We start from the raw sequence: 14406 nt of genomic DNA on the forward strand, positions 1-14406 counted from the left end.
GAAGCCGTGACGTTGAAAGCCTCCCAAGCCGTGCGCGAGAATGCCGCCGCGCGGCGCATCAGCGGCAGGTCCGCGGTCGACACGACGGCCGGGCGGATTCTTGATCTCATCCGCGTGCGGCAGCTGAATGTCGGCGATGTGCTGCCGACCGAGCGAGAGCTCAGCGAACTCACCGGCGCCAGCCGCAATACGGTGCGCGAGGCGTTGCGCACCATCCGCACCTACGGGCTTATCGAGCCCAAGCCCCGCGTCGGCGCCATCCTTGCCAACGGGCAAAGCATCGCCATCCAGAATTTTTTCGCCGCGCACATGGATATTTCGCGCTCGTCCTTCGCCGACATACAGGGCTACAGGCGCATCATCGAAGTCGGCATCGGCGACCATATCATCCTGCATGCCTCGAACGAACAGATCGAAGCACTCGACGAAATCAACGCCGAGATCATTGCGAGCCGCTCGATCGAAGAGGCCGCCGAGAACGATTTCAATTTCCACATGGCGCTGATCAGTCTGGCGGACAATCGCATGCTGGCGGACATGTATTCCTTCCTTTCCCCCGTGATCCTGCGGATCATGACCATCGGCAAGGAAATGCGTCCGGTGCTGGCCGATACGAGGGCTGCACATGGCGAGATCATTGCGGCGCTGCGCGCGCGCGACAGGCTGGCTTACGCCTACCTGATGAGCCGCCATCTCGATTTCGCCTTGCGTTTCCTGCCGGAAGAGCCGGCTTCCGGTCGTCAATGAAGGAGTTCCCACAATGAAGGAGTTCGACGGAAAGGTGGCATTGGTGACGGGGACGACCGGGATCGGACTGGCAACCGCCAGACGCCTTGCGTCGGGGGGGGCCGCGATCATCGCCTGCGGCATCGACCGCGCGGCAAACGCAGCGATGAAAGCGGAACTGGAAGGCTCCGGAGCTGGGGCGTTGGTCATCGGCGCCGACGTCTCCGTGCCCGATCAGGTTCGCGACGCGCTGGCGGCCGGCGTCGAACGGTTCGGCGGCCTCGACATCATCGTCAATTCGGCGGCGGTCCATCCATATGGAACTGCGACCAGCACCGATTTCGAGACCTGGAACAAGGCGATGTCGGTCAATGTCGGTTCGATCTACCTGACCGCGCATTTCGGCATTCCGGAAATGACCCGCCGAGGCGGCGGTGCCATCGTCAACGTGGCCTCGGTGCAGGGCTTCGCCTGCCAGCAGAACGTCGCCGCCTATGCCACGACCAAGGGCGCCATCCACACGCTGACGCGCGCTCTGGCCCTCGACCATGCGCGCTCCGGCATCCGCGTCAATTCCGTCAGCCCGGGCTCGATCCGCACCCCGATCCTGGAGAAGGCCGCGCGCGGTGACAATGGCAGCGATGCCGATGTCGAGGCCGCCTACAAGCGCTTCGGCGAAGCGCATCCGATCGGGCGCATCGGCGAGCCGGAAGAAGTGGCGGAACTCATCGCCTTCCTGTGTTCGGCGAAAGCCGGATTCTGCACCGGCGCGGACTACAAGATCGATGGCGGCCTGACCGCCGGCATTGGCGTGAAGTAGGCAGGCTGGCGCCACCCACATCGTTGCCCATCTCACCAACCATTTTCGCGGCCGCGGCCCTTCTCTTTCCGCCGGCAGCGAAAAGGAAGGCTGGGGCGACTGCTCCACCGATGAGCGCTGGACTATGAGGCTTTCGCCGGACAAGGAAGGCGTCATTGTCATTCCACGGCAAGTGGAGGAAGAGGTGGTTCGGCTGGTGCTCGAAAAAGTGCGCGGTGAACGGCTGGTCGCCAAGGCGATCCGGGAAGGCATGAGCGCGGTCGAAGCCTACGGGACGTTCGGCATGATGTGACAAGTCGAACAGGAAGCCAGGAACTTCAAGGCATAAGCTTGAAGGGCCCGCGAGCTTATTGGCCGCGAGCGCAAGGGCATGCATCGACTGTCACTTCGCAAACCGGGGTCAGCGGGATCATATCGCGGTCACAGACACGCAACGATCCTCACCTCAAGCCGGCCAATTCAGTACATGATCCTTTGCCTCAGCCATGCAAAGAATCCATTCCCTCGAACTGTTGCGCGGACTCGCGCGGCAGCCCAGCGCGCTTTCATCGTAGCACCGGCATGGCAATCGCAGACGATCTCGTGCAGTTGCCAATCGCTCAGTTCGAAGAAACGCTTGGCTTCGCCATACGTGTCATCCTTCAGGCCCGCAGCGCGCAGCACCGGGTCTTCGAAGGCAACAGCGATTGGTGATCCTTCCCCACGCACGCCCGCACGTTCCTCCAGGGGTAAATATTCGGTACCTGCAAACGCTGCAAGGCATCGCTCGGGATATTGCTCGAGAAGTTCAGCCCAGCGCTCGATACGCTGGTTCCGTGTCATTGCCGAATATGCAGCCGAAGATTCAATCTTGGCGACCGCATGCAGTTGATCGAGTGTCTGATGTTTCATGGTCGGCTCCTGTCAAGAGGGAGAAGCACCCACGCCTTCAAGGGAATTATCGCGCGGTGAGGCTTCGACAAGAGCAGCAAGGCGCGCATAGCCCACGGCCTGATGAAAACTCTTCTTGGTCCTGCCGGTCGGCCAGTGCACCAAGTCCAAAATCGGCCTTGGCGTCATCGACAGAACGCCTGCGCTCCAAAGCAGAGACGGCCTGAGGCCCTGGACATTTCAATCGAGCAGACCCTGATGTGCGCTGCGCTGGTGAATGCGAACTTGCGCGGTGAAGGGTCGGCTCCCGTCAACGGCGCTGCACGGGCCTTTCTCGAGCTTCTCACTTTCTTCGAGACGTGACGCCAAGCAAGCGGATTGAGGTCGTCATCCCAGACGTGTGGCGCCAAGCAGAGGCCCGGCCTTCGGAGGGCTAAAAGGCGATCACGGCCTTGATAAGTCCCGATTTCTGATGTGCCCAACGAGAAATATCATGCGGACTGTTCTGAAGGGTCGTGTGGTGCGTTATGAGCTTGGCCACAGGAATGGTGCCATCCCGCATTGCCGCCATGACGTGGTCAAAGTCGATGCGAAGCGCATTGCGGCTGCCGATCAACATCATCTCGCGTTTGTGGAATTCGGGGTCGGAGAAGCTGATCTCGTCCTTGATGACGCTTACCATTATCAGGGCGCCGCCATGGGCCACGTAGCCGAACGCGGCTTGTATCGAGGCCTTGCTGCCGGTCGCATCGAAAACGAGGTCAAAGCAATCGCCATCGGTTCTCTCCCGCACCAGGTCGACGGGTGACCCCGAAGCACCATCGATGACTGGAAATCCGAGTTGACCTTCGGCGAAGTCGAGCCGTTCCCTGCTCATGTCCATGATCGTCACCGTCTGGCCTGCAATACGCGCAAACAATGCCGTGCCCAGTCCGATCGGCCCGGCGCCGATGACCAGCGTACGGACGCCAGCAGCAAGCTTGGAGCGCCTCACCGCGTGGGCTCCGATCGCCAGGAACTCGACAGCTGCCGCATCGACGAGCGACAGTCCTGCGACTGGATAAAGGTTGGCGGCAGGCACCAGCAATTCTTCACACATGCCGCCGTCGCGATGAACGCCCAACACTTCGATTGATACGCAGCAATTCGGCTTGTCGTGACGGCACGCAATGCATTTGCCGCAGGCAAGATAGGGATTTACCACGACCCGTTCACCGACCTCGATGGCGACGCCTTCGCCCACCGCGGTTACGGTGCCAGAGAGTTCATGACCCATGATACGCGGATAGGCCAGGTAGGGATGCTTGCCTTCAAAAATGTGGTAGTCGGTGCCACAGATGCCAACATGGCTGATGCGGACCAGCGCCCATCCATGGCCCGGCTGGCCAGGTGCCGAGCGATCTTCGAAGATCAATTCGCCGGGCTTTCGGCATACCAGCGCTTTCATGCGGACCATCCTGAAATGCTCCAGAAAGAACCCGGCGGCTGGGATGACCGCCGGGCCAAGGTGTGGAGCCTATTCGAAGTCTTTGACGTTCTGCAGCGTCACCAGTCCGGCGCCGGTGTCGACATTGGCTTCGACGGTTTCCCCGCCGATCGCCTTGACGACCGTGTCGATGCCAAGCTCGCCCATTTTTGCCGGAAATTGCGCGACGCTGGCGTCTTCCGCCCCCGACTTGATCGCTTCGATCTCGCCGCAGCAGGCGTCGAAACCGACCAGGATGATCTTGTCGTTGGCGATGCCGGCATTGCTGATCGACTTGACGGCTCCCGGGATTGGCGGTCCGCAGGCCGAGTAGATCGCCTTGAGATCGGGATTGGCGGTCAGGATGTCTTCGGTCACTGACGTGCCAAGTTCGAGCGTGCAATTGGTTGCGCCCTTGCCGACGACTTCGACCTTGACGTCGCCAAGCCCCTCCATCATGCCGGTGACACGGTCGTCCAGAGCCGGCACTCCCGGAACGCCTTGCAGGATGCCGATCTTGTCGCCGCTCTTGAGCACGGTCTTCAGGTACTCTCCGGCAATCTTGCCGCCGTTGAGATTGTTGGTCGAAACCAGCGCTGTCTGACCTTTCCAGTCAGGAATGCTGTTGTCGACGAGAACGACCTTGATGCCGGCGGCGACCGCCTTGTCGAGCGCCGGTGCGACGGTCGGATCGACCGGGGTGATGGCCAGACCCTTGACGCCTTGCGTGATCATGGACTCGATCAGGGCGATCTGGCCCTCGATGTCGGTAGCCGCCTGGCCCTGGCCGGTGACGAGTTCGATCTCGGGATGAGCGGCCGCGTATTTCTTGGCGGCATCCTCCATGGTCGAGTAGAACGGCACCGGGAATTTCGTAATCAGGCCGACCTTGATCTTGTCGGCGGCCGAAGCCGGCATCGCAAACGCAACGGCGATGGTGAGCCCAGCGAATAATTTTCTGTTTATTGACATTCCATTCCTCCCTTGGAATTGAGGCGTCTTCCGGCGGAAGACGCTTCAGGCATTTGCGGACCGGTACGGTCCCCAAATTTCGAACGGATCAGGCTCCAACGATCATGGAAACCAGCTCCTGCTTGTTGTCCTTGGTCGGCACCAGTTCGCCGACCTTGCGGCCCTGGCGAAGCACCACGGCGCGATCGGCGAGTTCGACGACATGCTCCATGTTGTGGGTGATCAGAATGACGGCGTTGCCCTGGTCGCGGAGCGCCGCAACCAGATTGAGCACCTGGCGCGATTCACGCAGGCCAAGTGCAGCGGTTGGTTCGTCGAGCATCACGACCTTGCGGGCAAACACAGTCGAGCGGGCCACGGCGATCGCCTGTCTTTGTCCGCCCGACATCATGGCGACGACGGCATCCAGCCGTGGCAACGTGACCTTGAGATTTGCCAGAAGAACGCGGGTCTCGGTGTCCATCCTGCGCTGCTGCAGAAATCGCAGCCCGCGCGGAAGCCATTGCGGCCAGGCCAACTCGCGACCGGCAAAGAAGTTCTGTCCCGGCGTCAGATTGTCGAACAGCGCCAGGTCCTGATAGACGGTCTCGATGCCGGCGAAGCGCGCATCCGCAGGGGAGCGTATCTGCGTTGGCGCGCCGTCCAATAGAATCGCGCCGGCATCGAGTTGGTGCACGCCGCTGATGCATTTGGTCAGCGTCGATTTTCCAGCGCCATTATCGCCGAGCAGGCCAACGATCTCGCCCCGCCGTACCTCGATGCTGACATCGTCCAGGGCCAGGACCGAACCGAAACGCTTGGTGGCACCGCGGACAGCCAGCACCGGATGGTCGGCGGTGACAGCGTGATCGGCATTAGCCGCAATGGCGCTCATGACTGCCTCCCGGCCTGCATGACACGCACGCGCCCTTCGAGATAGTTGCGCAGCACATCGGACTCGACCGCTATGACGATGACCACGCCGATGACGATGAGCTGGAAAAAGACGTTGACGTTGAGCAGATTGAGCGCATTGCGGATGACACCGATCATGAGGGCGCCGATCAGGGCATGGCCAAGATGGCCACGGCCGCCAAGAAAGCTGGCGCCGCCGATGATCACCGCCGCGATCGTATCCAGTTCGAGCAGATTGCCGAACAATGGCGAACCAGCATCGGTACGGCCGGCAAGTATGACCGCGCCAATGCCAGCGCACAGCCCTGAGATCACATAGACCGAAACCAGTACCCAGGACACGGGAATGCCCATGCGCACGGCGGCGTCCGGCCGGCCGCCGACGGCATAAATCCAGCGCCCCCACACCATCGTCTTGGCCATGACGAAAAGGACCGCGGCAACACCCGCCACGACGAAAACCGATCCGGGCAGACCCCAGACCGCCTCGCGCCCGAGCGCATCGATGGCGTCCGGCATTCCGGGGATGGCGCGCCCGTCGGCCAGTTGGAGCGCCAATCCCTTGGCGATGCTCAACGTCGCCAGCGTGATGATGAAAGGATGCGGCAGGCGGCCGAAGACATAGAAGAGCCCATTGATGGCGCCCACCGCCGCACCGCAACCAACCATCACCGCGATCACCGCGATGGCGGGAGCGCCGGCATGAAAGCTGAGCGCTCCGACGACGGAAGCCAGTGCGACGTTCGAGCCGACGGAGAGATCGATACCGCGCGTCAGGATAACCAGATGCTGCCCCATTGCGACAACCGAGATGACGGCGGTCTGGGCGAGGATGTTGCTGAGATTGCGCCCTGTCAGGAAATAGGGTGACAGGAAGCTCAGCACTGCGATCAGCAGCATCAGGATGACGACCGGACCAGCGCTGAGCAGCATCAAACCAAGCGCAAGGCCGGGCACGGCTTCCGGCTTCCTCGATGCTGGCAGTGCGGTGTCGCCGAGAGTGGTGCCGGTGTTTCCTGTTTCAGGCAAAATTCCCCTCCCCGCCGAAGCTTGTGCAAGCCGCGTCGTCAAAAACTCATGTCGTATTTCTGGTCCTCTTCTTATCGATAAAAAACAACCTGCAGCGTCGGGTCAAGTTGTTTTTTATGGATAAAGTTCATGCTAAAAAGGACAAGGTATTGTTCCCAAGGGAAATCCGATGAGAACCGACACCGTCTACAAGAAGGCCTTCAATCGAACTGCAACTATGCTGCGCGACGGACAACTGGCCGGCGAACTTCCGTCCGAAAATGAACTCAGACGGCGAATGTGCGTCAGCCGCACGACGGTCAGAAAGGTTCTGCGAGAACTTGTTCATCGCGAACTCATTACCGAACGTGATGGCCTGAGGGCGACGGGCCGCGCGGTGGGCGACTACGACTACTATCCAGACGTCGAAACAACGTCTCGCGCCAAGCATGTCGAACAACAGTTCATGGAATGGATGCTGCGGGGTGACACCAAGCCCGGAACCAGCATCAACGAGCTCGAGCTCGCGCGGCAGTTCGGTGTTGCGACCAACGGAATTCGCGAGTTCCTGATCCGCTTCAGCCGGTTTGGGCTGATCGAGAAAAGGCCGAATACGGGCTGGCTTTTCAAGGGCTTCACGGAGGATTTCGCACTTGAGCTGTTCGAGATCCGGGTGATGTTCGAGCTGCGCTCGGCGCAACTGTTTTCACGGCAGCCCGACAGTTCGCCCCTGTGGGACAAGCTCGCCGCGCTCAAGATCGCGCATATCGAGTTGCTGGCACGAATCGAAAGCCGCTTTCACGACTTTTCCGGCCTCGACAACCGGTTTCATCGGCTCATAAACGAGGCTTCACCGAACCGCTTCATCGACGATTTTTACGATATTATCAGTTTCATTTTTCACTACCACTACCAGTGGAACAAGCAGGATGAAGAGCAGCGCAACCATGCTGCAATCCTTGAGCATCTCGCCTATATCGATGCGCTCGAAAGCCGCGATCCTGAACGGATTGAGCGGGCCTGCCGAGCCCATCTGGCTTCGGCAAGAGCGACGCTGATGCGTTCGCTGATTGGACTTGATGAATGATCGATCGACCGACGCATCCCCTCAGGAATGCGTCGGGACAAAAGGCTCAGGCGTGGCGAATTTCCGTTCCCAGCACCTTGAGGCATTCGCGGATGAACGCCGCAAGCGCCGTCCAACCTTTGGCCGAAACCATCGTACCATCCACAAAGGCATCGGTTGGTGACAGGTCGATGTAAGTGCCGCCTGCAAGCGTCACCTCTGGCTCGCAAGCCGCGAGCGCCGCCACCTTCTTGCCGCGAACGACGCCGTCCACTGCAATCAGAATCTGCACGCCATGGCAGATCGTGAAGATTGGCTTTTTGGCCTCGTAAAAATGACGCACCATCGCCTGTACGCGTTTGTCGGTACGGATGTATTCGGGGCCACGGCCGCCGGCGCAGTAGACCGCGTCGTATTGGTTCAGCTGCTTCTCAGCGTCGGAGAATGTCTTGTTGATAAGCGCGTTGTGACCGGGCTTTTCGGTGTAGGTCTGATCGCCTTCGAAGTCGTGCAGCGATGTCTTGATCAGGTCTCCGGCGCTTTTGTCGGGGCACACGACATGAACGGTGTGCCCCACTGCTTCCATTGCCTGCTGATAGACGAAGATTTCATATTCCTCGGTGAATTCACCGGTCAGCATAAGTATTTTTTTGCCTGGCATGGCTCTTCCTCTCGGCTTTTTACACGGCGAGGCGCACTTCGCGCCTCGCCTTTCCATGAGATCGAAATCGGGACAAAGGGGACTTGAAAAATACATCCTTCGCGCTTGCCTTTGAGACCAGCGGCGCGTCGAACTTGACGGTGCTCCGGACAGGCGACATCGCAATGGCTACTCGAACGCAGGCAGGAGCCGGTCCCGCGAATTCTCGATGTGCGCACGCATGGCTTTTTCGGCGGCGTCGGGATCGCCCGCGGAGAAGGCAGCGAGAATAGCCTCGTGCTCGTCGAGCGCCTCTTCGGTTACCCGCGAGTGATACATCAAGCGGAAGATATGGAAGTGGGTATGCTGGTGATTCAGAGTTTCGCGAATGAGCTCGTTCTGGGCGAATTCGACGATCTTGTCGTGGAAGATCGCATCCTGACGGGCGAAGTTCGAATAGCGCAGGCGTTCGTCTTTTCCCACCCGCCGGGCCATGACGCCAGCCGCTTCCTGCAGCACGGCAAGGCGCTCGTCGTCCAGTGTTGCGGTGGCTTTGGCCGCGGCAGCAGGTTCAAGCAGAAGACGCAGTTCGTAAAGCTCATCAAAGCGCCGGCGCGTGATTTGCGGGGCGGCTCGATAGCCGATCAGGTGGGTCTTCACCACCAGCCCCTCACCCTCCAACCGGCCAAGCGCTTCACGAATGGGGGTATGCGAGACGTTGAATTCCTTGACGAGATTGTCGACGGTGATGCGTGATCCCGGAGCAATTCTCAAAGACATCAGTTGCGCGAAGATTGCCTCGTAAACGTCGCCAGCCAGACTGTTGGCGCGCTGGATACGGCCGGTCGGGCGGGCTTCGTCGTCAACCGTCAGGTCCGGGTTCTGCATTGTTTTGCCTCTTGACAGAAGCACCCACTAACACGATGCTCCGCGCAATTCAATCCTATATCCTATACGATTTAATAGGGGATATCGAATGGGAATGTCCCGGAGCGTCGAGGTTGGTCTCTGGAACGAACTTAAATCTCCTGGCCTGCAATCCGCGTTCGAAGGATCCCGTTCATGACCTTGTTTGCAGCGGCGCGCCTGCCGCGCGAGATTCTGTTCGGCAAAGGCCAGCGCCGCGTGCTGCCTGCCGTTGCCGCCAAATATGGCCGGCGCGCGTTCGTCTGTACCGATGAGCGTTTCGCGGCGACATCGCAGTTCGCCGAAATTCTTGCTGGCTTGCACGACACGACGATAGAGACGCTGGTCTACGACCGAACGCTGCCGGATGTGCCCCGCGACAGCGTCGCCGCCTGCATTGCGGAGGCGAAGACCTTCAAGCCGGACATGGTGATCGGAATCGGCGGCGGCAGTTGTCTCGACATGGCCAAGTGCGCCGCGCTTCTGCTCAGCCATGGCGGCAAGCTCGAGAATTACTACGGCGAGTTCAAGGTACCGGGCCCTACCCTTCCCGTGATCGCAGTGCCGACAACGGCCGGGACAGGCTCCGAGGTGACCCCCGTCGCCGTGATTTCGGACCCGGATCGGACGCTGAAAGTGGGGATTGCCAGTCCTCATCTCATCGCCGCCGTGGCGCTTTGCGACCCGGATCTGACCGCCACCTGTCCACCTTTCCTGACGGCGATCGCAGGCGCCGACGCACTGACGCACGCAATCGAGGCCTTCACAGCGGCCAAACGCGGCGCTGATCCTCATTTGCCGCAGCAGCATGTCTTCGTCGGCAAGAGTGCCCTGACCGACCATTTCGCGCTTCTGGCTATCAGGCTGCTGGGCCGCAGTCTCGAAAAGGCATATCGCGACGGATCCGACGAGAATGCGCGCGCCGACGTCATGATGGGAGCGCTGGCCGCCGGTTGCGCCTTCGGCACGGCGGGAACGGCCGCCGCCCATGCGGTGCAGTATCCCGTCGGCGCGCTAACCCATACTCCGCATGGTCTGGGCGTCGCCACCATGCTGCCATATGTGATGAACTACAACCTTGCCGCCGCCGCCGCGGAGATTGCCGAAGTCGGCACTGCTCTCGGCCTTTCCCCTCTGAGCGGCCGCGATGTCGATGCATTGGCACACGCCACCATTCGGGAGGTGAGCCGGCTGTTTGGCGCCATCGGCATCACACCGACATTGGCGAAACTGGGGCTTCCCGAGGACAAGATCGACTGGACGGCTGAGCAGGCGCTCGGCATCGACCGGTTGATCAAGAACAATCCGCGTCCGTTCGACCTCGCCGCGATGCGACGTCTGGTCAGGGCTGCTTATGACGGCGACATGTCCGCCACCATGATGTGATCGGCCAGGAGGTCATCCAATGAACATTTCCGCAGGCATATCCGATGAGGATCAAGATATGTTCGACTACGCGACGTTCTCGCACGGTCTCTACATTGGTGGCCGCTGGCAGCCCTCGTCGGAGGGCCGCGTGATCGAAGTGGTTGATCCATCGACCGAAGCCGTGATCGCGGCGGTTCCCGATGCCACGCTCGCCGACGCCGCCTCCGCCGTCGACGCGGCCGCGAAGGCAGCGGCCGGCTGGCGCGAGACCCCGCCACGCAGGCGGTCGGAAATCCTGCGGCGCTGCTTCGAACTGATGACCGAAAGGGCGGAGACGTTGGCTGCGCTGATCTCGCTGGAGAACGGCAAGGCGCTACGCGATGCGCGCGGCGAGATCGCCTATGCCGCCGAGTTCTTCCGTTGGAACGCCGAGGAGGCGGTCCGCATCAGCGGAGAGTTCGGCCTTGCGCCCTCGGGCGCGAACCGGATCATTGTCGACTACCAGCCGATCGGCATTTGCGTGCTCATCACGCCGTGGAATTTTCCGGCCGCCATGGCGACGCGCAAAATCGCTCCGGCGCTCGCGGCCGGCTGCACCGTTATCCTGAAGCCCGCCAGCGAGACGCCACTGACGGCCTATGCGCTTGCCGCGCTCTACGAGGAAGCCGGCGTGCCGCCCGGCGTCGTCAACGTCCTGACGACCTCGAGCCCCGGGCCGGTGACGGCGGCCATGCTGGCCGATCCACGCGTGCGAAAGCTGTCATTCACCGGTTCGACCGGCGTCGGCCGCGTGCTCCTTGCCGAGGCCGCGAAACACGTCACCTCCTGTTCCATGGAACTTGGCGGCAACGCACCGTTCATTGTCTTCGACGACGCCGACCTGGAAGCAGCGCTCGACGGTGCCATGATTGCCAAGATGCGCAACGCCGGCGAAGCCTGCACGGCCGCCAACCGCCTATACGTGCAGGCCGGCATCCATGATGCCTTTACGGATGGGTTGAGCAAACGCATGGCCGCCCTCACCGTGGGTGCTGGCACCCATTCGCACACCGAGTGCGGTCCGATGATCACCAGGAAGGCCGTGGACAAGATCGACCGCCTCGTCCAGGACGCGGTTGCCCGTGGCGCCAAGGTTTTGTGCGGAGGGGCGGTCACTGAAGGGAAAGGCTACTTTTACCCGCCGACGGTGCTGCGCGACGTGTCCGCCGACGCCGCAATGGTACACGAGGAGATATTCGGTCCGGTGGCTCCGATCATGCGCTTCGACAGCGAGGCGGATGCCATCGCCAAGGCCAATGACACCGAATACGGTCTCGCGGCCTACGTCTACACGCGTGACCTGGCCAGGGGAATGCGTGTGGCATCGAAGATCGAGTCGGGCATGATCGCCCTGAACCGCGGCCTGATGTCGGATCCGGCGGCGCCTTTCGGCGGGGTCAAGCAGAGCGGGCTGGGCCGCGAAGGTGGTCAGAAGCACGGCGTTGCCGAGTTCCTGGAGGCGAAGTACATCGCCGTCAGCATCTGAGCGGAGCAAGAATGCAAGCCGATCCTTTCCGTATCCGTGACCATGTCGCGGATTTTGACGAAATCGTGCAGGACATCGTTGACCGCAGCGAGGCGGCCCGCGCCACCCTTGCGATGACAGCGGAGGTGTCCTACGGACCGGATCCGAGCGAAACCATGGACATGTTCTTTCCCGCGGGCAAAAGATCGGCCCTGCCGGTGCACATGTTTGTCCATGGCGGTTACTGGAGGATGTTCTCCAAGCGCGACTACTCATACGTCGCGACGACGATTACCAAGGCCGGGGCCATTGCCGTGATCCTCGATTATGCCTTGATGCCCAAGGTCAGAATGGCGACGATCGTCGACCAGGTGCGCCGCGCCAAGCAGTGGGTCCTGGCCAACATTGCCGACCATGGCGGAAGCCCGGCAAAGCTGACCGTCAGTGGGCATTCGGCTGGAGCGCATCTTGCGACGTTTCTGTTCAACAGTGAGCACACCCCCTCTAATGTGAAGGCCGCCCTTCTGCTTGGTGGGCTCTACGACTTAAAACCGCTCCAGGATTCCTTTCTCGCCACCGAGATTGGAATCACCGATGAGGAAGTCGCCACGTTTACGCCGCTTGCCTACCGCCATGATGCTCAAACCAAGGTGACGGTTTTGGTCGGAGCCAATGAGACGCCGCCTTTCCATCATCAAGCCGATCGGTTCAAGGCGAGCTTGCTGCGCCAGGGATCGCCAGTAAAGTCGCTCGTTCTTGCGAACCGCAATCACATGGACAGTGTCAGAGATCTAGGCGTGCCGGGAACCCAGGCTGGCGATTGCCTGGCGGAACTCATTGCAAACAACCGCTGAGCCACCTGCCGAGATGTCGGCGCCACCCATGCAGGCTGACGCAAGCTGTCTGCATTCGCTCTGTTATGCCTGAATGTTGGACAACGTCGTTCCGCTACCCCGCTTGCCTTAAATATCGACGCGCTGCTCGCTGCCAGGATCGAACAGGTTGACGCTCTCTGGATCGACGGCCAGGAATATTGGCTCTCTTCGCCGGCCTGCCTGGATCTGCAGGGCAAACGGCTGCTTCTGGAAGCCCACGCTGCTGACATCTTGAATGTCCACGGTCAAGTGACCGATGTCATGCGCATCGGGTGCGCGGCGAATGGATGAGGCCGAAACGCCTGGCACGGTCGGAGCTCGGTGCTGCCCCCGGAAATCCACGCCTCTGTAACAAGTGAGGCGGCAGAAGGCCTGACCGCCAAGCTGTGCGGAAGTGCCCCGTCTAGGCTCCTTCTGCCGCCAACACGAAATCGTGCTCCACGTCCCAGAAAGGATTGGCGAATTCGAGGCTCTTGGCGCGTGCCGGATCGTCGATGCGCTTGAACTGCGCCAACAGACTCTCCTTCACGCCGAACACCGCGTCCGAATTGATGTAGGGGTCGTCGGGGTCGAAGATGTGGGTGGTCAGTGTCTCGAAGCCGTCGGCCTTGAGGATGTAGTGCAGATGCGCGGGGCGAAAGGGATGGCGGCCGAGCGCATGGAGCAGCTTGCCCACCGTGCCGTCGTCGGGGATCGGGTAGAATTTCGGCTTCACCGCCCGGAACCAGTAGCGGCCATCGGCGCCGGTGCGGAAGACGCCGCGCAAATTGAAGTCGGGCTGGATGCCCTTCTGCTGCACATCGTAGAAACCCTCGTCATTGGCCTGCCAGACATCGAGCACGGCGTTGGCGATCGGCTTGCCTTCAGTATCGAGGATGCGGCCATGGATGAACATATCCTCGCCCTTGTGGTCGAGGCAGATGTTGGCCCCCATCGGCAGTTCCGGTGCGTCGGCGAGATGGAAAGGCCCGAGCACCGTCGATTCCGAAGCCCCCGACGGTTTGCGGTTGTTGATAGCGTCGACCAGCATCGAGACGCCGAGAACGTCGGAGAGCAGGATGAACTCCTGCCGCCAATCGGTGCACAGCTGCCCGGTCCTGGTCAGGAACTGGATGGCGTCGAACCATTCGTCCTGCGTCGGCTCGATCTCCTTGACGGCCTCGTGCAGTTTCCGCGTGATGACCTCCATCACCGTCTTCAGCCGTTCGCTCTTTGCATTCTTGTTGCGACCGGTGACGACCTCGACCGAATTCTCTTCGGTGAAGAAGCCTTTCTCGTGCGCTTCCATATCG

At 61.0% G+C, this 14406-nt stretch carries 16 protein-coding genes; 7 read left to right on the forward strand and 9 right to left on the reverse strand.

Annotation, left to right across the window (positions count from 1 at the left end; all coding sequences use genetic code 11):
* Positions 1-12 precede the first annotated feature (12 nt).
* The 3 genes from BLS48_RS23250 to BLS48_RS23260 all read left to right on the forward strand — a co-directional run bounded on the left by BLS48_RS23250 (position 13) and on the right by BLS48_RS23260 (position 1838).
* Complete coding sequence (locus BLS48_RS23250) at positions 13-747, forward strand: FadR/GntR family transcriptional regulator (RefSeq protein ID WP_244529801.1); 735 nt, start codon at positions 13-15, stop codon at positions 745-747.
* A gap of 13 nt (positions 748-760) precedes the next feature.
* Positions 761-1546, forward strand: a complete 786-nt coding sequence (locus BLS48_RS23255) for an SDR family NAD(P)-dependent oxidoreductase (protein WP_091582696.1) — start codon at positions 761-763, stop codon at positions 1544-1546.
* 124 nt (positions 1547-1670) lie between these two features.
* A complete protein-coding gene (locus tag BLS48_RS23260) occupies positions 1671-1838 on the forward strand; it encodes an RraA family protein (protein ID WP_208604662.1) in 168 nt (55 codons plus the stop codon).
* 167 nt (positions 1839-2005) lie between these two features.
* Here the strand turns inward: BLS48_RS23260 and BLS48_RS23265 are convergent, their stop codons facing one another.
* From BLS48_RS23265 to BLS48_RS23285, 5 genes are all read right to left on the reverse strand, one after another.
* Positions 2006-2437 carry a hypothetical protein gene (locus tag BLS48_RS23265; protein ID WP_091582699.1) on the reverse strand — a complete coding sequence of 144 codons (432 nt, stop codon included), beginning with the start codon at positions 2435-2437 and terminating at the stop codon, positions 2006-2008.
* Between the two features lie 412 nt (positions 2438-2849).
* On the reverse strand, positions 2850-3863 hold the full coding sequence (locus BLS48_RS23270; protein WP_091582878.1) for a zinc-binding alcohol dehydrogenase family protein: 1014 nt from the start codon (positions 3861-3863) through the stop codon (positions 2850-2852).
* A gap of 69 nt (positions 3864-3932) precedes the next feature.
* Positions 3933-4799, reverse strand: coding sequence for a sugar ABC transporter substrate-binding protein (locus tag BLS48_RS23275; protein WP_425284735.1), 867 nt, complete (start codon positions 4797-4799; stop codon positions 3933-3935).
* A 142-nt stretch (positions 4800-4941) separates the two neighbouring features.
* Complete coding sequence (locus BLS48_RS23280) at positions 4942-5727, reverse strand: ATP-binding cassette domain-containing protein (RefSeq protein WP_091582705.1); 786 nt, start codon at positions 5725-5727, stop codon at positions 4942-4944.
* A complete protein-coding gene (locus tag BLS48_RS23285; RefSeq protein WP_244529802.1) occupies positions 5724-6776 on the reverse strand; it encodes an ABC transporter permease in 1053 nt (350 codons plus the stop codon). The genes BLS48_RS23280 and BLS48_RS23285 overlap by 4 nt, the downstream gene beginning before the upstream one ends.
* 169 nt (positions 6777-6945) lie before the next feature.
* Between BLS48_RS23285 and BLS48_RS23290 the strand changes: the two genes are divergently transcribed.
* Positions 6946-7842, forward strand: a complete 897-nt coding sequence (locus BLS48_RS23290) for a GntR family transcriptional regulator (protein WP_091582708.1) — start codon at positions 6946-6948, stop codon at positions 7840-7842.
* Positions 7843-7888: 46 nt separating this feature from the next.
* On the opposite strand, the gene BLS48_RS23295 is transcribed toward BLS48_RS23290, so the two are convergent.
* Entirely contained in the window at positions 7889-8482 is a 594-nt protein-coding gene (locus BLS48_RS23295) for a DJ-1/PfpI family protein (protein ID WP_091582710.1), read from the reverse strand.
* Between the two features lie 168 nt (positions 8483-8650).
* Positions 8651-9349, reverse strand: a complete 699-nt coding sequence (locus BLS48_RS23300) for a GntR family transcriptional regulator (RefSeq protein WP_091582713.1) — start codon at positions 9347-9349, stop codon at positions 8651-8653.
* Between the two features lie 174 nt (positions 9350-9523).
* Between BLS48_RS23300 and BLS48_RS23305 the strand changes: the two genes are divergently transcribed.
* Genes BLS48_RS23305 through BLS48_RS23315 form a run of 3 tightly spaced genes read left to right on the forward strand, consistent with a single transcriptional unit; the run spans position 9524 to position 13093 of the window.
* Entirely contained in the window at positions 9524-10753 is a 1230-nt protein-coding gene (locus tag BLS48_RS23305; protein WP_091582716.1) for an iron-containing alcohol dehydrogenase, read from the forward strand.
* A gap of 19 nt (positions 10754-10772) precedes the next feature.
* Complete coding sequence (locus BLS48_RS23310) at positions 10773-12260, forward strand: NAD-dependent succinate-semialdehyde dehydrogenase (protein ID WP_091582718.1); 1488 nt, start codon at positions 10773-10775, stop codon at positions 12258-12260.
* 11 nt (positions 12261-12271) lie between these two features.
* A complete protein-coding gene (locus BLS48_RS23315; RefSeq protein WP_091582721.1) occupies positions 12272-13093 on the forward strand; it encodes an alpha/beta hydrolase in 822 nt (273 codons plus the stop codon).
* A gap of 108 nt (positions 13094-13201) precedes the next feature.
* Here the strand turns inward: BLS48_RS23315 and BLS48_RS23320 are convergent, their stop codons facing one another.
* Together BLS48_RS23320 and BLS48_RS23325 are read right to left on the reverse strand one after the other, a co-directional pair.
* Positions 13202-13423 (reverse strand): hypothetical protein, encoded by a 222-nt coding sequence (locus tag BLS48_RS23320; RefSeq protein ID WP_091582723.1) that lies wholly within the window; start codon positions 13421-13423, stop codon positions 13202-13204.
* A 94-nt stretch (positions 13424-13517) separates the two neighbouring features.
* On the reverse strand, positions 13518-14402 hold the full coding sequence (locus BLS48_RS23325) for an intradiol ring-cleavage dioxygenase (protein ID WP_091582726.1): 885 nt from the start codon (positions 14400-14402) through the stop codon (positions 13518-13520).
* Between the last annotated feature and the right edge of the window lie 4 nt (positions 14403-14406).

This window comes from Mesorhizobium qingshengii (assembly GCF_900103325.1).
Taxonomy (GTDB): domain Bacteria; phylum Pseudomonadota; class Alphaproteobacteria; order Rhizobiales; family Rhizobiaceae; genus Mesorhizobium; species Mesorhizobium qingshengii.